The organism is Sphaerotilus mobilis (assembly GCF_004216565.1).
GTDB lineage: Bacteria > Pseudomonadota > Gammaproteobacteria > Burkholderiales > Burkholderiaceae_C > Sphaerotilus > Sphaerotilus mobilis.
This window is the reverse complement of record NZ_SGWV01000008.1, coordinates 710,271-734,814: the sequence shown is the minus strand read 5'-3', so window position 1 is coordinate 734,814 and position 24,544 is coordinate 710,271. Positions and strand designations below refer to the sequence as shown.

Genomic DNA, 24,544 nt, shown 5'->3' with positions numbered 1-24,544 from the left:
CGCGGATCAGGCGGCTCGGGCGTAGGCGCGGGTGTCGTCGCTGCGGGCGGCGGACGACGCTGATGCCGACGCTGACGAGGACAGTGCTGCGGACGGCGCGGCCAGCTGCTGCGCCATCGCCTGCATCTCGTTGCCGTGCAGCAGGTGCGCGGGCTCGATCAGCATGACCAGGCGCTTGCTGCCTTCGAGGTTGGCCACGCGGCCGATCAGCTGGCTCTGTTCGGTCGACAGGGTCGGCGCCGGCACGATCTGGCCGCGCGGGATGCGCAGCACCTCGGCCACCGAGTCGACGATGAAGCCGGTGCGCATGCCGCCGATCAGGTAGACCATGATGCGTTGCTGGTCGTTGCGATCGATGGTCGGCAGACCGAGGCGGCTGCGCTGGTCGATCACCGGCAGCACGGTGCCGCGCAGGTTGATCACGCCTTCGACGAAGGCCGGTGTGCGGGGCACGCGGGTCAGGGCTTCGGGCACGCGCACGATCTCCTGCACGCTCATGATCGGCACGCCGAACTCCTCGGCACCGAGGCGGAAGATCACCACCTGGGTGTCGTCATCGGTGCTGTCGGCCCGGTCGTCGGCATCGTCTTGACGGTTGCGGTCTTGGCGCATGGCGCTGCTTTCTTCGCTCAGAAGTTGGTGGCTGGCATCGAGTGCCCGCTCGATCGCGGGCATGCGCAACAGGCGGTCGGTGGCGATGATCGACACCAGGCGCTTGCCGCCGTCGAGACGGCAGATCGACGAGAACTCGTCGAGGTCCTGCTGGGCCGACAACATGCCCGGCATCGGCTCGGCCTGGGCGCGCGGCACGCTCAGCACCTCCTTGACCGAATCGGTCACCAGACCGACGCTGAGGCCGCCGGGCAGCGAGGTCACCACGATGCGGTGCTGTTCGGCATGGTCCAGTGGCGGCAGGCCGAACAGCGTGCGCAAGCTGACCAGCGGCAGCAGCCGCTCACGCAGCGAGATCACGCCCAGCACGTGGTGCGGCGTGTTGGGCAGGGCGTTGATGCGCTCGGGCAGTTGCACGATCTCCTGCACCTCGGCGATGTCGAGCGCGTACTCCTGGTTGGCGACCGAGAACGAGACCAGGCGCAGCTCGTCGCTGGCGACATCGTCGTCCTGCAGGTCCGCCTCGGACTGGCCTGCCAGGGCGCTGTTGCCATGGCTGTTGCCATGGCTGTTGCCGTTCCCGTTGCTGTGGCTGTTGCTGTTGCCCGTGCCACCGCGCTCAGCCCCGCGCAGCGCGCCGATGCCGCTGAACTGGCCATCGATCAGGCGTTCGAAGTCGATCGACAGCAGCATGTCGTGGCCGCCATCGGACCGGGCGCGCTTGATCACGCCGGTCAGGTAGTCGGCGCTGACGATGCTCTGGATCGCGTCGGCCGACTCGATCTCGCCGGCCTCGATCGTGACGACGCTGGCGACCCGGTCGACCACGAAGCCCAGCGGCTGGCCCAGGTTGATGACCAGGGCGCGGGTGGCATCGTCGTTCGCGCGCTCGTCGCAGCCGAACAGGCGCCGCAGGTTGATGATGGGCAGCACCCGGCCACGCAGATTGGCCAGGCCGTCAAGCGTGCGCGGCGCCAGCGGCAGGTGGGCGACGGCGGGCACGCGGATGATTTCCTGCACCGGTGCCATCGGCACCGCGAACATCTCGCCGGCCACCGAGAAGGTCACGAACTGGCGGTTCTGGCTGGCGCCATCGTTGCTGTCGTCAAGGTCGTCGTGTTCGTCGCGGTTCTCGGCGATCGCGCGGGCCTGCGCCTCGAGGTCACCGGGGGCGAGGTTGCCGCGCAGGGCGGCATCGGCGTGATCGTCACGCAGGGCAAGGGCTGTGCTCATCGCACACCTCCTGGGTAGGCAGACAAGGGGGCGGAGACGGGCGGCGCTCAGGCGCTCTGCAGCTCGTCGGCGAGCGAGGCGATTTCCTCGATCGCGGCCGACAGTTCCTCGGCACCCTGCGACTGCTGCTTGGCGGCAGCAGCGGCCTGTTCGGCCGCCTTCTCGGCCTGGGCAGCGGCGGCCGAGACCTGCTCGACGCCGACCTTCACCTGGGTCACCGCCGTGGCGATTTCCTGGGCGGCGCTCACGGCCTCCTGGTTGCCCTTCTGGATCTCGGCCACGTCGCCCTCGATCTTGTTCAGGCTGATGGTGATGACCTTGGCCTTCTCAACCTCGGACAGCGCGGCGTTGACGATGCCGTTGAGGTCACGCCCGACCAGGCCGATCTGGTCCTGGATCGACTTGACCATGTCCTTGATGCGGTCAGCGTTCTCGGCCGAGTCGTGCGCGAGGTTGCGGATGTCGGTGGCGACCACGACGAAGCCCTTGCCGTACTCGCCCGCACGGGCCGCCTCGATGCTGCCGTTGACGGCCAGCATGTTGGTCTGGATCGAGACCTGGGTGATCGCGTCAACGATCTTGTCGATCTTGCGCGAGACCAGCTCCAGGTCCTTGACCTGGGCGATGCTGCTCTCGGTCGTGCCGACGTTGTTCGAGATGCCGCTGATCAGGCTGTCGATGTTCCGCTTGTTGTCGCCCAGCAGCGTGCGGATCGCGCCGGCCCGCTCGTTGGCCGTGCTGGCGCGCGTCTCGGCGATCTGCGCGCCCTTCTCGATCTGGGTCACCGCAGCGGCCGACTCGGCGCTGGCGGCGGCCTGGGTCTGCGCACCTTTGCGGATCTGGTCGAGCGCCACCATGATCTGCGCGGCCGAGCGGTTGATCTCCTGCACCGCGCTGGAGAGTTCCTCGGCGGCGCTGGCGACCTCTTCGGCGCTCTTGGCGATGTCGGTCGAGTTCTTCAGCTCGTCGGCGATCTCCGACAGGCCGGCGGCCGTCTGCTCGCACTGCGACAGCGCGGTGGTCTGCTCGGTCACGGTCTTGTTGGCTTCCTCGCAGGCCGAGGACTGCTCGTTGGCAGCCGAGGCGATCTGCTCGGCGCCCTTGAGCGCCTGCTGCGCGGCGACGTTGCTCTGGCTGGCGGCGGTGGCGATCTCGCCCGCACCGGCGGCGATCTCGGCGGCGTCCTGGCGGATCTGTTCGAGCTGCTTGAGGATGACCGAGCTTTTCTCGACCTCGCTGCGGACCGCCTCGGCGCCCAGGTTGATGCCTTCGGCGATGGTCTTGACCTCGCCCTGGATCTGGCCGACCAGGTCCTGGATCTGCTTGGCGCTCTTCTCGCTGGTCTCGGCCAGCGTGCGCACCTCGTCGGCGACCACGGCAAAGCCCTTGCCATGCTTGCCCGCGCGGGCCGCCTCGATGGCGGCATTCAGGGCCAGGAGGTTGGTCTGGTCGGCGATGCGTGCGACCGCCTTGACGATCTCGCCAATGTTGGCCGCCTGACGCTCCAGCTCGGCAACCATCTTGACCGACTCGGCCTGGCGCTGGGCGGCGGTGGCGACGTTGTTGACGGTCGACTCGACCTGGCCGTTGATCTCGGCGGCCAGCGTCTGCATGCCTTGGGCGGTGCGCTGCGCCTGGGTCACGGCGGCCATCTGGCGCGTGATCGAGGCCGACACCTGGGTGATGGCGGCCAGCGACTCCTGGGCCGCGCCGGAGGCCTCTTCGGCGCCGGTGGCGATCTGGGTGGCGGCGCGCTTGAGTTCCTCGGCCGCCGAAGCCGCCTCGTTGATGCCCGCGGCCAGCTGGCTCGATGCCGAGGCGACGCGCTCGGAGGCCTGCTGCTGCTTGGCCAGCGTGCGGGCGCGCTTGCGCTGGGCGTCCGCGTCACGGGCCACGGACTTGGGAATGCCAGCCGCGATCGCGTGCAGGGCGGAATCGGGTGCCTTGGACGCGAAGCTGGACTTGCGGACGAGGGACATGGGCGGGCTCCAGAAGGGCGGTGTGGGGTGTCGACGGCCGGCCACCACCGTGGCAACCGGTCCACCTCCGTGACCGAACCAGGCCCGGTCACCAGCCCGGTGACCCATCGCCCGTCCATGCACACACGGCCGCTGGCCTGCTGTCAGGCGTTGCGGTTCGTCTCAGAGAGTGGATGGATTCCACACCCCCATACCCCGCAGGGATATCTGGAATAAGCCGTGCCGAACTGCCCAATTCATCGCCCGTCGAACGTCGTCGGGCGACGTCCGTCCCGGTTCGGGTGCGATGCGCGCGGGCTTGATGTGCATCAGCCCGCGCGGCAGGCTCAGGTGCTGGCGCCGCTGGCGCGGGTCTTCAGGAAGACTTCCGGATCGGGCGCGAAGGCCGCGTACAGCGGCAGCAGGGCGCCGCCCATCGCGCGGGCGTCCGAGCCGATCGTGCCGGCGCGCACGCTGGGTCGGCTGATGCCTTCCCAGTTGTGCATGTCCAGCGCCTCTTCGAGGTGGGCGATCAGGCGCGACAGCAGCTCGCGGCCGAACACGCCGTCGACCACCACGTCGTCGAGGTCGAGCAGGCAGGTCGCGTTGACCGTCGCCAGCGCCATCGCCTGGGCCGCGTTGCGCAGCCAGACGCGGGTGTGGCTGGCCCAGGGCGGCTCCAGCGCGCGGCCGTCGATGGCGGCTTGCGGGTCCAGCCCGGCAGCCTCGTAGAGCTGCTGCAGGTTGAACAGCGAGGCGGCGCTCAGCACCTGCGGCGGCACGCCGGCAGGTCCGCCGGCTGCGTGCAGCGGCATCGAGCCCACCGCACCGGCATTGCCACGCGCGCCGTTGTAGAGGTGGCTGTCGATCACCAGCCCGCCGCCGACGAAGGTGTCGACGAAGAGGTAGAGAAAGCTGTGCATCGAGCGCCCGCGGCCCGAGACCAGCTCGGCCACACAGGCCGCCGAGGTGTCCTTGATGACTTGCACCGGCAGCGTCGTCATCTCGCCGACGCGCTGGGCCAGGTCGATCTCGTCCCAGCGGCTGGCCTGGGCATCGGCCACGCCCAGCAGGGCCTGCCAGCTGCCCAGCGACAGCGGCGTCGCGATGCCGATGCCGGCCAGCCGTTCGGCGCCCGCGCCCAGGCTGGTCACCGAGCGATCCAGCAGGCGCTGCAGGTCGTCGAACAAGGTCAGCGGGTTGGGGAAGTCGTAGCTGACGCTGGAGCGTTCGCGCACCGCGCCGGTGAAGTCGATGACCAGCACATCCATGCTGCGCCGGCCGATCTTCACGCCGATGGCATAGGCCCCGTCCGGGTTCAGCGCGATCGGCACCGAGGGCTGGCCGATGCGTCCGCGCAGCGGCTCGCGCTTGACCAGCAGACCGTCCGCCAGCAGCGCATTGACGATCAGCGAGACCGTCTGCGTGCTCAGGTGCGTCAGCCGCGCCAGGTCGGCCTTGGGCAGGTCGCCGTGCAGGCGGATGGCCTGCAGCACCACCCGTTCGTTGTACTGCCGCATGCCGGCGTGGTTCGAGCCACGCGGGCGCAGTTGCGAGGTCGGCTCAGCCCCGCGGGCATCGCTGCCGCGTGACGGGGGGACCGATCCGGTCGGGCCGGGGCTGGGGGCGATGGGTTCGTAGGCCACGGCGGCAGGGCAGGGGAGCGTGGTCCGTGAGGACGGTTGGAGGATCAGGGCGTCATGCCTCGAGCGCCTCGCCGATCACGCCCTTCTTCAGGATCACGTTGCCATAGGGCTGCAGGTCGCTGGTCAGCACGATCGCATAGGCGGTGCGCACGCGATCATAGAAAGCGAAACGTTCGATCGCCTGACATTGTCCCGGCCGGGTGTGACCGTTCTGCTCCAGCCACTGCACGACATCACGTTGCAGCCGGCTGCGGTAGCCCTCGGGCTGGCCGCTGACGTGCATGTAGGCGACCGGCTGCTCGACCGCCACATCCAGCGGCAGCAGGCCCATGACGGCCTGCACGGTGCGCAGGATGCCCGCGCCCGGCAGGTGCACCAGCGGCTTGCGCACGCCGTCCGGGCCGATCGCCAGGCTGGCGGCGGTGAAGTTGGCGTCGGCGATGACGATCTCGTCGCCATGGCCCATGTCGGCCAGGACCTTGAGCAGGTCGGGGCTGATCAGCGGATCGATGCCCTTGAGCATGTGGGACTCCTGTGGACGGGCAAGCCCCTGCCGTTGCGGGTCAGGGGCTTGCCGGGTGGTGGCGAGCGGGACGGCTCGACAGATGGGCGATCAGTGCGCCAGGCACTCGGCCGGGATCTGATCGGGCGGCATCGCACCCGTCATCACCGCGACCGTGTCGCTCATGCTGATTTTCTTCGGGTTCAGGACGGCGGCACGGCGACCCAGGCGGGCGACGTGGATGCGGTCGGCGATCTCGAAGACGTGCGGCATGTTGTGCGAGATCAGGATCACCGGCAGGCCCTTGTCGCGGACCCGGCGGATCAGCTCCAGCACCATGTTGCCTTCCTTGACGCCCAGCGCCGCGGTCGGCTCGTCGAGGATGACCACGTGCTCGGCGAAGGCCGCCGCACGCGCCACCGCGACACACTGCCGCTGGCCGCCGGACAAGGTCTCGACCGCCTGCGTCATCGAGCGGATGCCGACCTTCAGGTCGTTCATGCGGGCGATGCTCTGCTCCAGCATCTTCTTCTTGTCGATCATGCGCAGCACGCTGCCGGCAAAGCCGGCGCGGCGGATCTCGCGACCGAGGAAGAGGTTCTCGGCGATCGTCATGGCCGGGGCCACCGCGAGGTCCTGGTAGACCGTCTCGATGCCGACGCGGCGGGCGTCGATGGGGCTCTTGAAGTGGATGGTCTTGCCGTCCAGCTCGATCGAGCCTTCATCGGGAATCGTCGCGCCCGACAGGCACTTGATCAGCGAGGACTTGCCCGCGCCGTTGTCGCCGATGACCGCGAGGATCTCGCCGGCCCGCAGCTCGAAGTCGGCGCCGTCCAGGGCCGTGACCTGGCCGTAGCGCTTGATCAGGCCGGTGGCCTTCATGACGATCTGCGGCGTCGTCGTTTGCAGTTGTGCGCTCATCTCAGCGACCTCCCTTGCGAGACATCTGATCCGTGGCCACGGCCAGGATCACCAGGATGCCGGTCACCAGGATCTGGTAGACCGACGACACGCCCATCAGGGTCAGGCCGTTGCGGAACACGCCGACGATCAGCGCGCCGACCAGGGTGCCCAGCAGGATGCCGCGACCACCGAACAGGCTGGTGCCGCCCAGCACCACGGCGGTGATGGCGTCGAGGTTTTCGGTCTGGCCGGCGTTCGGGTCACCGGCGCCGGTGCGGGCCACCGCCAGCATCGAGGCGATGCCGTAGAACACGCCCGCCAGGGCATAGACGGTCAGCAACACACGTTCGGTCGGGATGCCGGTCAGGCGCGTGGCCTCGGGGTTGTTGCCCACGGCATAGACGTGGCGGCCGGGCGCGGTCTCGCGCAGCCACAGCCACATCACCAGGTAGAGCCCGAGCATCAGCACCGTGCCGTAGGCGACGCGGGCGCCGCCCAGGCCGAAGGTCTCGCCCAGCAGGTTCATGCCGTCGGGGATGTTGGTGACGGTCTGGGCACGCGAGTAGAGCTGCGTCACCGCGAAGGCGATGTTCAGCGTGCCCAGCGTGACGATGAAGGGTGGCAGCTTGATGCGGGTGACCAGCAGGCCGTTGATCAGGCCGAACAGCGTGGTCACGGCAATGCCGCAGAGGATGGCGACCGGTGCGCTCAGGCCGTAGTCGGCGGCGACCTTGGTCATCACGATGGAGCCCAGCGCCATGACCATGCCGCAGGACAGGTCGATGCCGGCGGTCAGGATGATCAGCGTCTGGCCGATGGCGATGGTGCCCACCACCATCACCTGCTGCAGGATCAGCGAGAAGTTCTGCAGCGTGAGGAAACGCTCGTGCTGGAACGAGAAGAAGGCACAGGCCAGGATCAGCGCGATGGCCGGGCCCAGTGTCCCGATCGGAGGGAGCTTGGCTTTGAGCGAATTCATGGAATGGGCTCGCTGGTGGTGTGCCTCGAACAAGCGGACGCGCCGTCGTCATGCACAGTGAGAAAGAAAAGCCCCGTGTTCACGGGGCTTTCAGGTCAGTCGCGCGTCACCGGCAAGCCGGCGACGCGCGCTGCATGGGCCGGATCCTGACGGGTCAGGACCGCAGGCTCATCAGTCGCCCCAGCACTGGCCGCGAGCGGTCTTGGTGTCGATGCTCTTGACGCCGGCGACAGCCTTGGCAGCGACCAGGTCCACACCGGTGTCGGTGTAGCCGGTCTGGCGCTTGCCGTCCTTGGCGTACTTGACGCCAGCGGCCACGCCCATCGTTGCCATCTTCAGCGGGTACTGCATCGACGTCGCGGCGATCACGCCCTTCTCGACGTTGCCCACACCGTTCGAGCACATGCCGTCCACGCCCAGGATCACGACGTCCTTTTCCTTGCCAGCGGCCTTCAGCGCCTTGTAGGCACCGGCGGCGGCGGGTTCGTTGATCGCGTAGACGACGTTGATGTTGCTGTTCTTCTGCAGGCAGTTTTCCATGCCGGTCTGGCCCTTGGCGGCGTCGCCGAAGGAGTCGGCCATGCAAGCCACATCAGCCGGCTGGGCCAGCTCGTTGCTCTCGGCGGGCAGGGTCTTCAGGCCCATGCCGGCCAGGAAGCCGTTGTGGCGCTGCGCGCCGACCGGGTGGCCGGGGAACAGGTCCAGCGTGGCGATGACGGGCTTCTTGCCGCCCAGCGTGGCCTTGGCGTAGGCGCCGATCAGCTCGCCGGCCTTGTAGTTGTTGGTGGCGAACAGGGCGTCCGCTTCCGGCACGGGGCTGTCCAGGGCGATGACTTGCACGCCTTGGGCCTTGATCTTCTTGATGGTCGGGACGATGGCGTCGCCCGACGACGTGATCAGGATGGTCTTGGCGCCAGCGGCAACCATGTTCTCCATCGCGGTGATCTGGCCGGCGGTGTCGCCGTCTTGCTTGCCGGCAGCCGACAGCAGCTTGGCGCCCAGCTTCTTGGCTTCGGCTTCAGCGCCTTCCTTCATCTTGACGAAGAAGGGGTTGGTCTCGGTCTTGGTGATCAGGCCGATGACCGGCTGGTTCTGGGCCGAAGCGGTGCCGGCGACGAGGACGGCGGCGGCAAGGATGGAAAGACGCTTCATGTTGTCTCCTGAGACGGGTTCGAAGGGGTAGGGACCGGGTGGGCATCTGGAGCGACCGTGCTCCAGAACGCAGAACGAATCTTAGTCGGCTCGTTTCTTAAATCAAGGCGTTTGATTTAGTGGTTTCCCTGAGTACGACAAGGCCCGCACAGTGCGACGATCGGCGGCCACTCGGGTTCTCCCCGGGTTCGGCTGGCGTGTTTCTTGTTTAGCGCCGCCCTAAATCATTCTTGTTGATCATTAGCAAAGAGGTTGCCCACCATGTCTGACCGTCTGCCCATCGTCGTCGTCGGCGAGTCGCTGCTGGATGTCTTCGACGACGGTGCCACGCCCACCGGCCTGCATCTGGACGCCGTCGTCGGGGGCTCGCCGCTGAACGTGGCCATGGGCGTGGCGCGCATGGCGCAGCCGGTGTCCTTCTTCGGCGCGATCTCCAGCGACTTCCTCGGCGCGCGCATCGAGCGCACGATCCGCGAGGAACAGATCGGCATGGACACCCTGATGCGCTGCGATGCCCCGACCACGCTGAGCCTGGTTGGCGTCGACAGCGAGGGCGTGCCGAGCTACCGCTTCTACGGCCATGGCGGCGCCGACCGGCAACTTTTGCCCGAACACTTCGACCGCCTGCCGGCGCAGGCGGCGGCCTACCACACCGGCTCCTACGGTTGCGCCGTCGAGCCCATCGGCAGCACCATCCGCGCTCTCTACGAGCAGCGCCGCCACGCCAGCGTCATGTCCTATGACCCCAACGTGCGCCTGAACGTGCAGCCCGATGTCGCCGCCTGGCAGGAACTGGTCGAGTGGATGTCGCGTCGCGTCCACCTGCTCAAGCTCAGCGACGAGGACTTCGAGCGCCTCTACCCGCACCAGGACCCGGCCGCGCTGGTCCGTGGCTGGCTGGCCGGCGGCGTCAGCCTGGTCATGATGACCCGTGGCGGCGAAGGCGCCCTGGCCTGGACCCGCGACGGCGAGGTCTCGGTGGCCGCGCCCAAGGTCAAGGTGCAGGACACCGTCGGCGCTGGCGACACCTTCCAGGCCGCCACGCTCGTGGCCCTGTCTGAGATCGGCCGCCTGACGCCCGCCGGCCTGGCCGCCATCACCCTCGACGAGGTCCGCCGCGTCGCCGATTTCGCCGCCCAGGCCGCCGCCATCACCTGCACCCGCCGCGGCCCCGACCTGCCCCGCCGCAACGAACTTCGCGCCGCCGTCTGACGCATACCCGAAAGCCCCTCGCCGCCGGGCTACACTAGCCGGCTTCGGGGCGTGGCGCAGCTTGGTAGCGCGGCTGGTTTGGGACCAGTAGGTCGCACGTTCGAATCGTGTCGCCCCGACCATCTAAGTAGGCCTCAGCACTGGAGTTCTCCGGGCTGGGGCCTTGTCGTTTGGGGAAGCGTTCCCCTAACGGAACGCGACGCACCTAACGGCGTCGCTACTTCGTCGCCCTGATCGTCCGCCCCTTGCGCTGCCGCACATAGTCGGCCGTCTGCGCTTCGGTGCTGTGTGCGCCCATCGTCCGGGCGGCCTGCATGCCGCTGGTGGCCTCGGTGTCGGTCAAGGCCTTGGCCCGCAGGTCGTGGAAGTGGGCGTCGACCAGGCCAGCGCGCTTGCAGGCGCGCTTCCACATCGACGCGGCGGCGCTGGTGGTGAGGCGGGAACCCCTGACCGTCATCGTTCGGATGGCCGCGACTGGTGTTGACGCCGACCCCATCCACCCGGCCCACGGCCACCGCGCCATCGCGGCGGCAGCCCTGCTGGCCACGGCAGGCCTGGGCCTGCTCACACCCCACGCCCAGGCGGAGAAGCGCCCCTACCGGCTGCAGCGCACCGACTGCGTGATCACGTCCGATTCCAGCTGCGTCGGGCCGAATGCGAAGGCGACGATGGTGTTGCCGAAGCAGCAGACGGGGCCGATTGCGAAGGTGGGTCCCGATGGGCAGCCTTCGGGCCTACCCGCCGGCTTGGCGGCGGCTCACCGGGCATGTGCACCGACAGCCGCACTTTCGATGTTGTTGTGACCCAGAAGTGCAATGGCGCGTTCCAGAACAAGGTCTACACCTGGAGCATTGTTGACATGGTGACGCCACCGGGCAGTGACACCGCTCAGCCTGTGGTCACTTCTGCTGGCCATTGGACCTGCGCACCTGAGAACTCCGAGTTCGCCTTCCTCTTGAGGGACAGCACTGCGGCATCGACGACAAACAGGGAGTTGTCTGCCGAGGAAGTGAGCGCCTATGCGGCGAGGACCGCTACTGATGCCGTGTCGGCGGACCAGGCGAGTGCCACCCAGCTGTGCAAGGAGTACGGAGCCTCGGGCGTCCACACCGCCAGCGCATGCACGGCACGCACGCCATCCAGAAACGGGATGAGGCCCCGGTGAGGCCTCATCGTGGCGGCGTGCGTGCCTATTGCTGGTTCGTCACGTCCTCAGAAGCTCACTGTGAAGATGTAGTCCTTCAGCCAGGCATGTCCGTCCACGGTGCCTGCCGCGACAACTCGGTAACTCTGACCGACGGTCAGCGCACTGGTCGGAACTGCGAAGAACTCGTGCTTGCCAAGCATCCTCGCCGGGTCAGTGGCTGCCGTCAGATTGCGCGTGGCAATCGTGGTCCCGTCGCTGACCTGGATGAGCGCGAGGCTGGTGACGGTCAATGTCGAGGTGTAGTCGACCTTGAAGTAGATCGGTGTTCCGTAGTTGATGGTGTTGCTTGTGATCTCAGGAAAAGGATTCGGGCGCTCCCACGCTGGTTGGAAGTTGCCTTGAACCTGTTGCGCAGCGGCGCAAGGGTAGGTCGCGACCACGTTGGTTCCAAGCCTTTGCAGGTCGGCACCATTGAGCGACATAACTTGAGTGCCGTAGCGGTAGACCTCGAAATCAGAAGCTGGCGACGTGATGTCGGTGTCTCGCAAGTGGCTGTAGCCGATGCCGGCCAGCTTGCCTTCAACCATTGCACCTTTGAGGTGATAGACGGTTGTCATGAGCTCGCGAATGTTCGATGCACCCCGGTTCGAGTCCAAGACTATTTGATCTGGAGCGCCCTTGGAGGGAGAGGCGTAGCTCCCAGTCAGGATCTCCATGCCCCACGCCAGTGCTGGCAAGCCGACGTGATGGATGCGATCTCCAACGTTGACACCTGTGAAGTAGGCAGAAGCTACGTCGCCTGCAGTCTCGTAGTAACCAGTCCAACTCTGCCCTGTCGCAAGACTCTTGTGCGTCAGGTACTCCTGATGGTTCGTGTTCGCCGCATCCAGCCGCACATCCTGCTTGATGGCCCCGAAGCCGCACGCCACGCGCTCGCCCTGCATGACATCCCACGCGCCGCGTTGAACGGTGCCTGCTGGGTAGTTGGCCGGGCCGACATCGGTCAAGGTCTGAAGGGCCGACTTGCTGGTGGCCTGACTGGTCGCCGGTGCGGGTGCGGGAGCCGCCGGTGGATCGGCGCTGGTGTCTTCTCCGCCACCACATGCTGCGAGGCTGCCCACCAAGGCAAAGCCGAGTGCCAGGTTCGCGAGTCGCTCGCGCTGTGCGCGCTTTGCGCAACGGTCCATTGATTCCACCGCCATATTGATCACCTCCTTGATGCCTCACGTCACGCGCGACGTTGTCGACGCGTCGACCATCGGTGAGCCTATCGGTGGGGGTGTCGCTCGTCGCCTCGGGTTGACGAGTGGCTTGTTTCAGTCGTTGGCTGCGTGTCGCAGAAGCGGGGGGCAAACATGAATGGAAATTATGTCGCGGGCGATCGAGTCAAGGTCGAGATTGGGGCAGTGATGACCTCGGCACGAACTGTCCGACTTCTTCAGCCAGTTGACGAGGCGGCAGGCCAACTTGCGTCTCGTGAGTCAACACCAGGCAACGCTTCCGACGAGCGTCTCGCCGTCGTGGTCGACCTCCCGGAAATGTCGCCGGCCGAGCTGGCCGAGTTGATGCGGCGGGAGGGCGTGTGAACGTCAACAGCCCGTCAGCCGATCAGGGTCTGCGTGTGGGGGAGGGCACGCGTCATGGCGGCGCGTCGCCTTCAGCCGCCCTTCGCCATCACCTGCCCCGCCGGCTGTGCCAGGAAGCCGCTGCGGGTGGCGCCGTGGGCATCGGCGTCGATCTGCTCGACCAGGTTGGCCGGCAGGTGGATCAAGTAGCTGGCGGCGCCATCGCCGCCAGCGCAGCGGCGGCCCGTGTCTGCCAGCCTTTGCCACTGGCTCGCCAGCGCGCCAGCGTCTGCGCGTCCAGGCGCAGCGTCACGGGTTCACGGGGATTCGCGGCTGGGGGCCGCCCCCGGCGGGCCTTCTTCAAGGCGGCCATCCCTTCCGGCTGCGTCAGCACACGCTCGCCGACGCGCCATTGGCCTTTGGACAAGTCGGCCTCGCTCAGGTCTGGTGCGTCATCAGGGTCAATCCAGGGGGCTGAAACGCGCTTGCTCTCGGTCATTGGCTTTCCTCATGCTGATGATGCGGCGCACCTCGCCGCGAGGGGTCCAGGCAACGACCACCATCCGGCCGTCAAGCAGCCCCACGGTGTTCAAGCGCGGCTCGCCATAGTCGATGCGCTCGTCGCTGAACGTCACATGCACCTCGGCGAACACCTCGCCAGCGCGAGCGAAGTCAAGGCCGCGTTCGGCCAGGGTCTTCTCGCGCTTGCTGCTGTCGAACTCGATGAGTATGAATTTATTGTACATCGATTAAATAAGGGTGTACGCATCGGGCATCACGTGGCAAACGTCACCCGTTCTTGCTCATCAGGGATCGGGATTTGCAGCGAGGGCGTCGGTTGTAGCAAACCGCACTCCTTTGAGGCCCGTCATGGCCGACTCTCTCGTTTCCGTCGCCTTCCACGGCGCGACGCTGCTGGCCGTTCTGGTCAATGGCATTCCCCACGTTTCGGTCCGATCGCTTTGTGAGGCTCTCGGCTTGGACGCCCAGGCGCAGACCCGGCGCCTGATGCGTCATCCGGTCTTGGCTTCGACCGTAGCCATTCCGGCTACCCCTTCCGCCGGCGGCGACCAGCAGACCCTCTGTCTCCCCCTCGACTACCTCAACGGCTGGCTGTTCGGCATCAGCGCCGCCCGCGTGCGGCCTGAACTGCGCGAGCACTTGATCGCGTACCAGCGCGAGTTTTTTGCCGCGCTGGCGGCCCACTTCAACGCGTCCGGTCCGAGCCATGTATCAAGCCAACTTGGCGCCAGCTTGCAGCAACGCGCACTGGCCACGGCCAAACGGGCGGAGATCGAGGCCAATGCGGCCCACCACCGACGCGAAGACACGGCGCGGGCGATGCACGACGTGTTCATGTGCACATCCATGATCGCCAAGGAGCTGATGGAGGAATACCTCGCCGACGGCATCTCACCGAAGGATGGGCGCAGCGCTTGGAAGTGGTACGTCAGCATGGACGACACGAACGGCTACACCGTGCGTCGCCTCAAGAACGACGTGGTGTGCGTGTCGCCGGCCGAGCTGGCCGAGTTGATGCGGCGGGAGGGCGTGTGAACGACCTCAGTCTGAACATGGGTCCAGGCAGGCCCGCGTGGCAGGCGGTCGCCTTGTGCTGGGTGCTTGCCCTGGTGATGCCGGCGGTGGCAGTCGCACGCGACCTGCCCGGAACGTCGCGGCCTGCAGGCACCACGGCATCGGACGTGGCCGTCGCCTTCAGCCCGAATGGCCAGGCCGATGCGCTGTTGAAGGCCCACAAGCGCGACGTCCGCGTGCGTCTGGTCGCGGACCGGCGCAACAACCTGGTCGACGACGGGTCCGGCAAGGCCCGTGCGGCCCTGCAGGCCGTGGCCCATGCGGGCGTGGATGTGCGGACGAGCGATGCCTACGCGATCGGCCACGACCAGGCGATCGTGGCCGATCGCCGCCACGTGCAGACCGGCAGCTTCCACGACTCGGCGGCCGCGCAGTCACGCAAGGCCGAGAACCTCCTGGTGCTGTTGGGTCGGCCGGATGCGGCCAAGCAGTACCTGTGGCACGTGGTGCGCAACCATCAGGGCGTGCAGGCGCTGGTAGGGAGGTACTGAGCGATGCGCAGATCGACGGTTGTGACCTGCGAGGTGTTGGGGTCAGTGTGCGGTCGGCCGGCGAGCCGCCTGCACGCGCACGAAGGTGCGAAGGGCTTCTCGAAAGAGCTCGGACTTGTCCATCGCCGGGTCTGCGAGGTCCAGAGCCTGCCGGTACAGGTCGACACCCAGGGTCGCATCGGCTTCATCGTTGGACTGAGCAGTGATGGCTCACCCCCCCATCGCCTGCCTCGCCGCCTGCGCCAGGAAGCCGCTGCGGGTGGCGCCGTGGGCGCGGGCGTAGGCGTCGAACTGCTCGACCAGGTTGGCCGGCAGGCTGATGTTCAGGCGCACCGGGCTGGTGTCGATGCGGCCCAGGTCCACATCGGCCAGCAGCCACGCGCCGCCCTGGTACTGCGCATCGGTGGGGAGCGTCTCCAGTGCCGACGGCGGCGGCACGGCCTGCGCGCCTTCGCCGTGGAAGTGCGCCTGAACCACCTCTTGAATCGCGGCCGGAAGGCCGGCCCAGTCGTCGGCCGCCGCGAAGCAGCCGGGGAAATCGGGGAAGGTGACGCCGTGGGCGTGCTGGTCGTCACCGGTGTGCACATACGGGGTAGAGCAGCGTCGTCACTCCTGGGGTGGTGATCGGCCCTCACAGGCCGGCTTGCATGAGGATGCTGCGCACCGTGGCCAGCAGCAGATCCTTCTTGGGGTGCGGAACCGTCACCTTGCCGGGCTTGGTCGGGTACTTGAACGGGTGGTGCGAGCCCACCGTGTGCACCAGGAACCTGACCGGGCGCTTTGGCAGCGAGTCCTATGCCCGCGAGGAACTCCGTGCCCAGATGGCCAGCCTGTTCATGTCGGCCGAGCTGGGTGTGCCGTTCAACCCGGATCGCCACGCGGCCTACCAGGCGTCCTGGGTCAAGGCCCTGCAGGACGACAAGCACGAGATCTTCCGCGCCGCTCGCGATGCGGAGGCGATGGCGAGCTACGTGATCGGCCTGGCGCAGTCGCCCACCAAGGACGCGGCCGCGCCCCAGGTCGAACCGCCACAGGACGCATCGGCGATGATCTCGGCACCCGTGGTCACGGCCGACGCCGCTGCTGCGCCCGCCGTATCCGGCGGCATCAGCAGCGAGCGCGCCGAGCAGCTGGTGGCGCAGTTCCTGGCTGAGTACAAGGGCTTCGGCGCCGACGGGCGCTTCCCGCTCAAGATCGCAGTTCTCCACACGGAAAGGGACTTCCATGAGCTCTACGGACCCCACGCAGACGCCGTCATCCAAGCCTTCGCAGACCCCGCTCGAAAAGCTTGCGTCCACCCTTCCCGGGGGCTACTTGTCCTTCACGCCGGGCACCATCGTGACGAAGAGGATTTCAATCGATCTCTCGCCCACGAAGGAAATGGACATTCCGGACTTCCTACTTTCACCCCAGAGCAAAAGCGGGCCGTCCTCGACGCGCTGATCGGCGCGCGAGGCAGCCGTGGACTGATCGGGGAGTGGTGGCGATCGGTCGACCAGAGCGAGGAATACGGGTCCAAGTCTCTGGAACAGCGAGCCTCGCTCGACGCCTTGCACACATGGCCGGGGGACGTTCTTCGAGGCTGCCGCACCATAATGGCCACAGATCAAACCGCGTTCAGCCGCTCGATCGGCTGACCAGAACGGTGCAGGGAGATGAACACCACGCGCAGCAACTTCGGGTTTCTGGCCGAGCATGGCGCCATGCTGGCCGACCTCGGCGCGACCGCTGAGCGGCTCTATCCCTTCGATCCTTCGAGCTGCGTGCTCAAGCTGCGCCTGCTGGCCGAAGCGCTGACGCAGGAGATCGCGGCGCGCACTGGCGTTGCGCTGCTGCGGCCGACGCAGGCAGAGTTGCTGCGGGCGGTCGACAGCCGGCTCAACCTCGACCCGCAGGTGCGGCAACTCTTCCACCTGCTGCGCCGCAGCGGCAACCAGGCTGCGCACGAGATCGAGCACGGCATCGGCTACCGCGAGGGCCTGCAGGCGCTCAAGGTGGCGCGTGAACTGGCGGTGTGGTTCCACCGCACCTTCGGTCATGAGCCGGATTTCAAGCCCGGTCCCTTCGTCTTGCCGGACGACCCCAGTCAGCGGCTCGCGGACCTGCAGCAGCAGTTGGCCAGCCTCAGCAGCCAATTGCAGGACGCCCAGGCCAGCCAGGTGCAGCAGGCTGAGATGGCGCGGTTGCATGCCGCGCAGGCCGATCAGGAACGTGAGCTTGCCCGCATCGCCGCCGAAGAGAAGGCCGTCTACGAACAACTGGCCGACGAGGCCGGCCAGCGCAGCGCCGAGTTGCAGCGTCAGTTCGAGGCCCAGCTCGAAGCCGCGCGCCAGGCCGCCGCCGCTGCGCCCGCCGTCGAACTGCAGCGCTTTGCGCAGCGCGCCAGTGCGGCCGCCGGCCAGGTGCTGCTCGATGAGGCTGCCACGCGCCAGATCATCGACCAGCAACTCGTCGAAGCTGGCTGGATGGCGGACACCGTCAAGCTCACCCATGCCCGCCAGGCGCGGCCTGTGCGCGGTCAGAACCTTGCGATCGCGGAGTGGCCGGTCCCCGGCAAGCAGGCCGCCGACTACGTGCTCTTCGCCGGCCTGGTGCCCATCGCCACCGTTGAGGCCAAGCGCCGCAATGTCAACGTGCCCGGCAAGATCGGCCAGGCCGAACGCTATGCAAGGGGCTATGCGCTCAGCGACGACCAGCAGCCCGCGTGGCCACTGGCCGGACGCGATGCGCCATGGCCGGACGGGCAGGGCGGCCATTTCACGGTGCCCTTCGTCTATTCCAGCAACGGTCGGGCCCAGGTCAAGCAATTGCCCGAGGCCAGCGGCACCTGGTTCCGCGACGTGCGTGACCCGTCCCACATCGCCCGGTCACTGGCCGGCTTCCACTCGCCGCAAGGCCTGCTCGATCTGCTGGGTCGAAGCCGCGCGGCGGCCGAGGCCAGCCTGGCGACCGAGCCCTATGGCTACCTGCGCCTGCACGACTACCAGCAGCGCGCCATCGCGGCGGTGGAATCCGCGCTGGCCGAGGGCCGGTCGACCTGCCTGTTGGCCATGGCCACCGGCACCGGCAAGACGCGCACCGCGCTCGGGCTGATCTACCGCTTCCTCAAGGCCGAACGCTTCCGCCGCATCCTCTTTCTGGTCGACCGCACCGCGCTGGGCGACCAGGCGCTCGGCGCCTTCAAGGAGGTGCGCATCGAGCAGAACCAGACCCTGGCTCAGCACTACGTCATCGCCGAACTGGGCGACATGACCGCGCAGGCCGAGACCCGCGTGCAGGTGGCGACCGTGCAGGCGATGGTCAAGCGCCTGTACGCCAGCGACGATCCGCCGCCGGTCGACGCCTACGACTGCATCGTGGTCGACGAGGCCCATCGTGGCTACACGCTCGACCAGGAGATGACCGAGGGCGAGCTGGCCGTACGCGACCCGGCGCAATACCTCTCCAGCTACCGCCGCGCGATCGAACACTTCGATGCCGTGTGCATCGGCCTGACCGCCACGCCGGCGCGGCACACCACCGACATCTTCGGCAAACCGGTCTTCACCTACACCTACCGCGAGGCCGTCGCCGAAGACCGCCTGATCGACCACGAGCCGCCCATCCGCTACGAGACCTTGCTCAGCAAGAAGGGCATCCACTTCGACAAGGGCGAGCGGGTCGAAGCCCTGAACCTGGCCACCGGCGAGATCGAGACCAGCGAGCTCGACGACGAGCTGCACTTCGAGATAGAGGGCTTCAACCGCCAGGTCATCAACGAGAACTTCAACCGCGTGATCTGCGAGCAGCTGGCGCAAGAGCTCGACCCCTTCGGCGAAGAGAAGACGCTGATCTTCTGCGCCACGGACGCCCATGCCGACACGGTCAAGCGCTTGCTCGACGAGGCCTTCGCGGCGCAATACGAAGAGCGCTACAACGAGGCGGCGGTGCGCAAGATCACCGGCGCGAGCGACAAGGTCGACGCCCTGATCCGGCAGTACAAGAACGAGCGACTGCCCAACATCGCCATCACCGTCGACCTGCTGACCACCGGCATCGACGTGCCGGCCATCTGCCACCTGGTGTTCCTGCGGCGGGTCAAGAGCCGCATCCTCTACGAGCAGATGATCGGCCGGGCCACGCGGCGCTGCGACGAGATCGGCAAGACCGTCTTCCGCATCCATGATCCGGTGGACCTGTACGCCTCGCTGCAGGCGGTCAACACCATGCAGCCGCTGGTCAAGGACCCCCAGGTCACGCTGGAACAGCTGATCGACGAACTGAACAACCCCGCCAGCGCCCAGGCACCCGGCAGCGGCGAGGGCCGCAGCCACGCGCACGACGTGCTGGACCAGCTCAACCAGAAGCTCATGCGGGTGCTGCGCAGTGCCGCCCACCAAGCCGAGAAGCCCGGCGGCACCGGCCCCAAGGTCAAGGCCCGGCTGGACGAGCTGGCGCAGCAGTGGGGCGTTCAGCCCAGCCAGTTGCACCAGCATCTGCATGCACTCGGGCCGCAGGGCGCGGCCGACTTCCTCAACCGGAACACCCGCCTGGTGCTGCAGCTGGCCGAGGTCCGGGAGCTGATGGGCACCGCTTACATGCCCATCCTGTCCGGGCACGCCGACGTGCTGCTGACCCGCGAACAGAGCTGGGGCCGCTATGCCCGGCCGGAGGACTACCTCGACAGCTTCGGCCACTTCGTGCGCGAGCAGCTCAACCAGTCGGCCGCGCTCGGCGTGGTCGTCAACCGGCCCCGCGACCTGACCCGCGAGCAGCTGCGCGAGGTCCGCCTGCTGCTCGACGCCCACGGCTACAGCGAGGCCAACCTGAAAGCCGCCTGGCGCCACCGCAGCAACCTCGAGATCGCCGCCAGCATCGTCGGCTACATCCGCCAGGCCGCCCTGGGCGAGGCCTTGATGTCCTTCGAGCAGCGCGTCGCGCAGGCCATGCAGGCGGTCTACGCCCAACGTGCCTGGACGCCGCTGCAGCGCAAGTGGCTGGACCGGCTGGCCAAGCAGCTCACGCACGAGGTCGTCATCGACGCCGGCTTCGTCAACCAGGCCTTCGCGAGCGATGGCGGCGTTCGCCAGCTCGACAAGCTGCTCGGCGGGCAGCTGGAGCCGGTGATGGGCGCGCTGGCCGTGAACCTCTGGCCGCAAGCGGCTTGATCCGCTGCACGAACTCGCAAGAACGAACCCCATGTCCCAGCAGAAACCACCCCTTCAGAACCGCGTCGACCCCTGGGGCGTCCTCCATGCCGTTCAGGCGCGCGGCACCCTCATGGGCAACCGCGGCATCCTGCACGACGACCAGAACCGCATCGTTCGCCATTGGGCTGGCAAGGCCTGGCTGAGCTGCGTGTTGAATCCGCCCTTCGAGCAGAAGCGCTCGCCGTTTTCTCAGGGCACCTACTCGGAGCTCTTCTTCCTCGACGAGGCGACAGCCTTCGCAGCGGGCCACCGGCCCTGCCGCAGTTGCCAGCGTGGGCGCTATGACGCCTTCAAGGCTGGCTGGGCGGCGGCCCATGCCGCATCCAACCCATCGGCCGATGCGCCGACCTGGCTGCCCATCGCGGCGATCGATGCCGTGCTGCATGCGGAACGGATCGGTCCTGACCGCCGCAAGCGGACCCATCCATCGGCGCTGGCCGGCCTGCCCGATGGCACCTTCTACGCCGCTGAGGGCGAGGCCTGGCTGGTGTGGCGTGGCCAGTCGCTGCGCTGGACCTTCGACGGCTACCAGCGGGCCGACGCACCGCCGGCCGGTGACGAGGTGGCGGTGCTCACCCCGCCGTCCATCGTCACGCTCTTGCGCAGCGGTTTCCGGCCCTCCGTGCACCCGACGGCCAACTTGTACAATTGAAACGTACAACTCCAGGAGCCCGTCGATGGACAGCATCCCCTACAGCGAGGTCCGCGCCCGCCTGGCCGAGACGCTCAAGCAGTTGGAGGTCCGCGACGAGCCGATCTTCATCAGTCGGCGCGGCCAGCCGGCGGGCGTGTTGATGTCGGTGGCGCAGTACCAGCGGCTGCAAGGTGGTCCGAGCGGCTTTGGCGAGGCCCTTCTGGCTTGGCGCGCGCGACATGCGGAAGAACTGGCGACCGAGGCGGACGACGGCAGCTGGGAAGACCCGTTTGCGGACGTCCGTGACCGCCGCATCGACGGCGGACGGCCGCCGATCGACTTCACCGAGCTGCTCGGTGACGAGCCTGAGGGCGCCGCGTCTTCCGAGCCGTCCGGTGGGCCGGCTCAGCCTGGTCGTCGCAAGCGTCCGTGACCATGGCCACCACGAACTGGCCGCTGCGCTGGCTGCTGGACACCAACATCATTTCCGAGCCCGTCCGCCCGCGTCCCGATGCTCGGGTCCAGCAGCTGTTGCTGGCTCATCGCGACGAGGTTGCATTGCCCGTCACTGTCCTGCAGGAGCTGCACCACGGCTGGCAGCTGATGCCCGAGGGGCGGCAGAAGCAGCATGTCGGCGACTACCTGCACAACATCGTGGCGTTCATCCCGATCGTGCCGCTCGACGCGATCGGCGCCCGGCTGCAGGCGGACCTGCGCTCGAAGGCTCACCGGGCCGGTCGCCCGATGTCCTATCCCGACAGCGAGATCGCGGCGATCGCGATGGCCCACGGACTGACCTTGGTGACCCGCAACACCCGTGACTTCGCCGATCGCCCTGGTCTTCAACTGGCCAACTGGTTCAGCGACTGAATGCGCTGGAAACCGACGCCCTTTCCACTCGGATCCCCATGACTCAGAACGACATCGTCCAGAAGCTCTGGAACCTCTGCGACGTGCTGCGCGACGACGGCATCAACTACAGCGACTACGTCACCGAGCTGGTGCTGCTGCTCTTCATCAAGATGGAGCACGAGAACACCGCCAGCGGCCTGCTCAGCGGCCACAGGCTGCCGGACCACGCCCGCTGGACGACGCTGTCGGCGCTCAGCGGCGTCAACCTGCTGAACCACTACCGCGAGACCCTGCTCAAGCTCAGCCGCAGCGACGACCCGTTGATCGCTGCCATCTACGCCGACGCGCAGACCCGCCTGACCGAGGCGCGCCACCTGGAGCAAGTGATCCGCAGCCTCGACGCCATCGACTGGTTCAGCGCGGCCAAGGACGGCCTGGGCGACCTCTACGAAGGCCTGCTGGAGAAGAACGCCAGCGAGACCAAGAGCGGCGCCGGCCAGTACTTCACCCCGCGCCCGCTGATCGACAGCATCGTCGCCCTGATCCAGCCGCAGCCCGGCGAGACCATCCAGGACCCGGCCGCCGGCACGGCCGGCTTCCTGATCGCGGCCGACGCCTTCATCCGCCAGCACACCGACGACCTCTACGACCTGAGCGAGGCGCAGCGCCGCTTCCAGCGCAACCGCGCCTTCATGGGCATGGAACTGGTCAGCGGCACCCGCCGCCTGGCGCTGATGAACTGCCTGCTGCACGGCATGGAAGGCGACGACGAGGGCGTCGTCCACCTCGGCAACACGCTGGGCAGCGCCGGCAGCACCCTGCCGCGCAGCGACATCATCCTGAGCAACCCGCCCTTCGGCACCGCCAAGGGGGGTGGCGGGCCGACCCGTGACGACCTGACCTACGCCACCAGCAACAAGCAGCTGGCCTTCCTGCAGCACATCGTCCGCCACCTGAAGGACGAGGGCCGAGCGGCGGTGGTCCTGCCCGACAACGTCCTGTTCGAGGCCGGCGTGGGCGCCGATGTGCGCCGCGACCTGATGGACAAGTGCCGCCTGCACACCATCCTGCGCCTGCCCACGGGCATCTTCTACGCCCAGGGCGTCAAGACCAATGTGCTGTTCTTCCAGAAGATCAGCCAGGCGGCGACCGGCAGCACCGACGAGGTCTGGATCTACGACCTGCGCGCCAACGCCCCCAAGTTCGGCAAGCGCACCCCGCTGACACGCGCCCACTTCGCCGACTTCGAAACCGCCTTCGGCGAGGACTGCAACGGCATGAGCCAGCGCACCGACCAGGGCGAAACCGGCCGCTGGCGTTGCTTCACCCGCGACGACATCCGCGCCCGAGCCGACAGCCTGGACATCAGCTGGCTGAAGGACGACAGCGCCGAAGACGCAGCGGACCTGCCAGAGCCGGCGGTGTTGGCGAGGGAGATTGCGGAGGAGTTGAATGGGGCGTTGGAGGAGTTGGAGGGGTTGTTGGGGGAGCTGGCTGAATGAATCAATTGCCAAACGGTTGGTGCTTTGCCGAGCTTGGGCAGTTAATTCGCGGAATCGAGGCCGGGCTCAACGTCAAATGCGAAGAACGGACTCCTCGTATCGGTGAGCGAGGTTTGGTGAAGATCAGTTCGGTCACGTGGGGCAAGTTCGACGAAATGCAAAGCAAGACTTTGCATTCGGATGAAAAGGTTGATGAACGAAACCGAATCAAGCCCGGCGACCTTCTATTTTCTAGGGCGAACACCATCGAATTGGTCGGTGCGGCTGTGATCGTGGATGACGTCAAGCGCGATCTCTACCTGAGTGACAAGGTCTTGAGATTGCTCGTGCTTGATGCATCAAAACGATGGGTGAACTATGCGCTTAAATCTGCAAGCGTGCGAAAGGCAATACAAGAGGCTTCATCTGGCAATCAACTGTCGATGCGCAACATCTCGCAAGACAAGCTTCGCCGTCTTGTCATTCCTCTTGCGCCAGCAAACGAACAAACCCGCGTTGCCGACAAAATCGACTCCACTCTCGCCCGCGTCGACACTTGCCGCGAACGGCTGGATCGCGTGGCGCCCTTGATCAAGCGCTTTCGGCAGGCGGTGTTGGCGGCGGCGACTTCGGGGAGGTTGACGGAGGGGTGGCGGGATGACATCGATGCTCTGACCGCATGGCGTGAATCAACCTTGGGTTCCGTGCTGCTTGAGATGCGAAATGGGCTTTCAGCCAAGCCGGATGAAAATGTTCTCGGCACGAAGATTCTTCGAATAAGTGCGGTCAGATCGGGTGCCGTCAACTTCGAGGATTATCGGTATCTCGAAGTTGATTTGCCAACGAGAGATCAGTACTCACTGCGAAAGGATGATTTACTTTTCACGCGTTACAACGGAAGCCTTGAGTTTGTGGGTGTTTGCGCAGTTGTTCGTTGCGATCAGCCGGGCATTGTGTATCCGGACAAGCTTATTCGGGCGCGGGTTGACTCGATAGTTGTGTTGCCTGGGTATGTTGAGATTGTTTTTGGCGCACCGCAAACACGACATCAGGTAGAAAACTTCGTCAAGTCAAGCGCTGGGCAAAAAGGCATCTCCGGGACTGACCTCAAGTCAACTAAATTCTTGCTGCCCTCCTTGAAAGAACAAACCGAAATCGTCCGCCGCGTCGAATCCCTGTTCGCCTACGCCGACCGCCTCGAAGCCCGCTTGAAGTCCGCCCAGGCCGCCGCCGAGCGTTTGACGCCGGCCTTGTTGGCGAAGGCGTTCCGGGGGGAACTGGTGCCGCAGGACCCGGCGGATGAGCCGGCGGGGGAGTTGTTGAAGAGGTTGGCGGCGGGGCGTGAGGGGCAAGGAAAGCCGAAGAAGCGGTCCACTTCCGCAGCGTGAGGTC

At 66.9% G+C, this 24,544-nt stretch carries 24 protein-coding genes, 1 tRNA gene and 1 pseudogene; 12 read left to right on the top strand and 14 right to left on the bottom strand.

Annotated features, from left to right (window positions below; genetic code table 11):
* Positions 1–6 precede the first annotated feature (6 nt).
* The 7 genes from EV685_RS08535 to EV685_RS08505 form a co-directional block, all read right to left on the bottom strand.
* Positions 7–1,845 (bottom strand): chemotaxis protein CheW, encoded by a 1,839-nt coding sequence (locus EV685_RS08535; protein WP_130481558.1) that lies wholly within the window; start codon positions 1,843–1,845, stop codon positions 7–9.
* Between the two features lie 47 nt (positions 1,846–1,892).
* Complete coding sequence (locus EV685_RS08530) at positions 1,893–3,824, bottom strand: methyl-accepting chemotaxis protein (RefSeq protein ID WP_130481557.1); 1,932 nt, start codon at positions 3,822–3,824, stop codon at positions 1,893–1,895.
* 326 nt (positions 3,825–4,150) lie between these two features.
* Positions 4,151–5,323, bottom strand: a complete 1,173-nt coding sequence (locus EV685_RS08525; protein WP_130481723.1) for an ROK family transcriptional regulator — start codon at positions 5,321–5,323, stop codon at positions 4,151–4,153.
* A 178-nt stretch (positions 5,324–5,501) separates the two neighbouring features.
* On the bottom strand, positions 5,502–5,972 hold the full coding sequence (locus EV685_RS08520; protein WP_130481556.1) for an RbsD/FucU family protein: 471 nt from the start codon (positions 5,970–5,972) through the stop codon (positions 5,502–5,504).
* A gap of 90 nt (positions 5,973–6,062) precedes the next feature.
* Complete coding sequence (locus EV685_RS08515) at positions 6,063–6,872, bottom strand: ATP-binding cassette domain-containing protein (protein ID WP_130481555.1); 810 nt, start codon at positions 6,870–6,872, stop codon at positions 6,063–6,065.
* Position 6,873: 1 nt separating this feature from the next.
* Positions 6,874–7,833, bottom strand: coding sequence for an ABC transporter permease (locus tag EV685_RS08510; protein ID WP_130481554.1), 960 nt, complete (start codon positions 7,831–7,833; stop codon positions 6,874–6,876).
* Between the two features lie 171 nt (positions 7,834–8,004).
* A complete protein-coding gene (locus EV685_RS08505; RefSeq protein WP_130481553.1) occupies positions 8,005–8,985 on the bottom strand; it encodes a substrate-binding domain-containing protein in 981 nt (326 codons plus the stop codon).
* 261 nt (positions 8,986–9,246) lie between these two features.
* Between EV685_RS08505 and EV685_RS08500 the strand changes: the two genes are divergently transcribed.
* The gene (locus tag EV685_RS08500; RefSeq protein ID WP_130481552.1) at positions 9,247–10,197 is read left to right on the top strand and encodes a carbohydrate kinase family protein; all 951 of its coding nucleotides are present in this window, start codon (positions 9,247–9,249) and stop codon (positions 10,195–10,197) included.
* A 45-nt stretch (positions 10,198–10,242) separates the two neighbouring features.
* Positions 10,243–10,319 (top strand) — tRNA-Pro (locus tag EV685_RS08495).
* 95 nt (positions 10,320–10,414) lie between these two features.
* On the opposite strand, the gene EV685_RS08490 is transcribed toward EV685_RS08495, so the two are convergent.
* Positions 10,415–10,609, bottom strand: a complete 195-nt coding sequence (locus tag EV685_RS08490) for a site-specific integrase (protein ID WP_242615484.1) — start codon at positions 10,607–10,609, stop codon at positions 10,415–10,417.
* On the opposite strand from EV685_RS08490, the gene EV685_RS20610 reads away from it, so the two are divergent.
* Complete coding sequence (locus EV685_RS20610) at positions 10,590–11,000, top strand: hypothetical protein (protein ID WP_165396724.1); 411 nt, start codon at positions 10,590–10,592, stop codon at positions 10,998–11,000. The two genes, EV685_RS08490 and EV685_RS20610, sit on opposite strands and share 20 nt — an antisense overlap.
* A gap of 409 nt (positions 11,001–11,409) precedes the next feature.
* Here EV685_RS20610 and EV685_RS08485 read toward each other — a convergent pair whose 3' ends face one another.
* The 3 genes from EV685_RS08485 to EV685_RS08475 form a co-directional block, all read right to left on the bottom strand.
* Entirely contained in the window at positions 11,410–12,555 is a 1,146-nt protein-coding gene (locus EV685_RS08485) for a hypothetical protein (RefSeq protein ID WP_130481550.1), read from the bottom strand.
* Between the two features lie 556 nt (positions 12,556–13,111).
* Positions 13,112–13,408, bottom strand: coding sequence for a BrnA antitoxin family protein (locus EV685_RS08480; RefSeq protein WP_130481549.1), 297 nt, complete (start codon positions 13,406–13,408; stop codon positions 13,112–13,114).
* Positions 13,371–13,655: a BrnT family toxin gene (locus tag EV685_RS08475; protein WP_420820815.1), complete on the bottom strand. Its 285-nt coding sequence runs from the start codon at positions 13,653–13,655 to the stop codon at positions 13,371–13,373. Before EV685_RS08475 ends, EV685_RS08480 begins: the two co-directional genes overlap by 38 nt.
* Positions 13,656–13,779: 124 nt before the next feature.
* Between EV685_RS08475 and EV685_RS08470 the strand changes: the two genes are divergently transcribed.
* Positions 13,780–14,466 (top strand): phage antirepressor N-terminal domain-containing protein, encoded by a 687-nt coding sequence (locus EV685_RS08470; protein ID WP_130481548.1) that lies wholly within the window; start codon positions 13,780–13,782, stop codon positions 14,464–14,466.
* Between the two features lie 86 nt (positions 14,467–14,552).
* Complete coding sequence (locus EV685_RS08465; RefSeq protein ID WP_207224785.1) at positions 14,553–14,996, top strand: phospholipase D-like domain-containing protein; 444 nt, start codon at positions 14,553–14,555, stop codon at positions 14,994–14,996.
* 48 nt (positions 14,997–15,044) lie between these two features.
* Here EV685_RS08465 and EV685_RS21305 read toward each other — a convergent pair.
* From EV685_RS21305 to EV685_RS08455, 3 genes and pseudogenes are all read right to left on the bottom strand, one after another.
* Positions 15,045–15,167, bottom strand: a pseudogene (locus EV685_RS21305) (type II toxin-antitoxin system VapB family antitoxin); the annotation flags it as partial.
* A 39-nt stretch (positions 15,168–15,206) separates the two neighbouring features.
* The gene (locus tag EV685_RS08460) at positions 15,207–15,581 is read right to left on the bottom strand and encodes a type II toxin-antitoxin system HicB family antitoxin (protein ID WP_130481546.1); all 375 of its coding nucleotides are present in this window, start codon (positions 15,579–15,581) and stop codon (positions 15,207–15,209) included.
* 46 nt (positions 15,582–15,627) lie between these two features.
* Positions 15,628–15,783 carry a type II toxin-antitoxin system HicA family toxin gene (locus EV685_RS08455; protein WP_130481545.1) on the bottom strand — a complete coding sequence of 52 codons (156 nt, stop codon included), beginning with the start codon at positions 15,781–15,783 and terminating at the stop codon, positions 15,628–15,630.
* Between EV685_RS08455 and EV685_RS08450 the strand changes: the two genes are divergently transcribed.
* Genes EV685_RS08450 through EV685_RS20940 form a run of 7 tightly spaced genes read left to right on the top strand, consistent with a single transcriptional unit; the run spans position 15,749 to position 24,540 of the window.
* On the top strand, positions 15,749–16,633 hold the full coding sequence (locus EV685_RS08450) for a zincin-like metallopeptidase domain-containing protein (protein WP_242615481.1): 885 nt from the start codon (positions 15,749–15,751) through the stop codon (positions 16,631–16,633). The genes EV685_RS08455 and EV685_RS08450 overlap by 35 nt on opposite strands.
* 18 nt (positions 16,634–16,651) lie before the next feature.
* Positions 16,652–20,143 carry a type I restriction-modification system endonuclease gene (gene hsdR, locus EV685_RS08445; protein WP_130481543.1) on the top strand — a complete coding sequence of 1,164 codons (3,492 nt, stop codon included), beginning with the start codon at positions 16,652–16,654 and terminating at the stop codon, positions 20,141–20,143.
* A 31-nt stretch (positions 20,144–20,174) separates the two neighbouring features.
* On the top strand, positions 20,175–20,837 hold the full coding sequence (locus EV685_RS08440; protein ID WP_130481542.1) for a hypothetical protein: 663 nt from the start codon (positions 20,175–20,177) through the stop codon (positions 20,835–20,837).
* Positions 20,838–20,862: 25 nt separating this feature from the next.
* Positions 20,863–21,252, top strand: a complete 390-nt coding sequence (locus tag EV685_RS08435; RefSeq protein WP_130481541.1) for a type II toxin-antitoxin system Phd/YefM family antitoxin — start codon at positions 20,863–20,865, stop codon at positions 21,250–21,252.
* A gap of 2 nt (positions 21,253–21,254) precedes the next feature.
* Positions 21,255–21,689, top strand: a complete 435-nt coding sequence (locus tag EV685_RS08430) for a type II toxin-antitoxin system VapC family toxin (RefSeq protein WP_130481540.1) — start codon at positions 21,255–21,257, stop codon at positions 21,687–21,689.
* A 38-nt stretch (positions 21,690–21,727) separates the two neighbouring features.
* Positions 21,728–23,173, top strand: a complete 1,446-nt coding sequence (locus EV685_RS08425) for a class I SAM-dependent DNA methyltransferase (protein WP_130481539.1) — start codon at positions 21,728–21,730, stop codon at positions 23,171–23,173.
* On the top strand, positions 23,170–24,540 hold the full coding sequence (locus EV685_RS20940) for a restriction endonuclease subunit S (protein WP_130481538.1): 1,371 nt from the start codon (positions 23,170–23,172) through the stop codon (positions 24,538–24,540). The genes EV685_RS08425 and EV685_RS20940 overlap by 4 nt, the downstream gene beginning before the upstream one ends.
* The last annotated feature ends 4 nt before the right edge of the window (positions 24,541–24,544 follow it).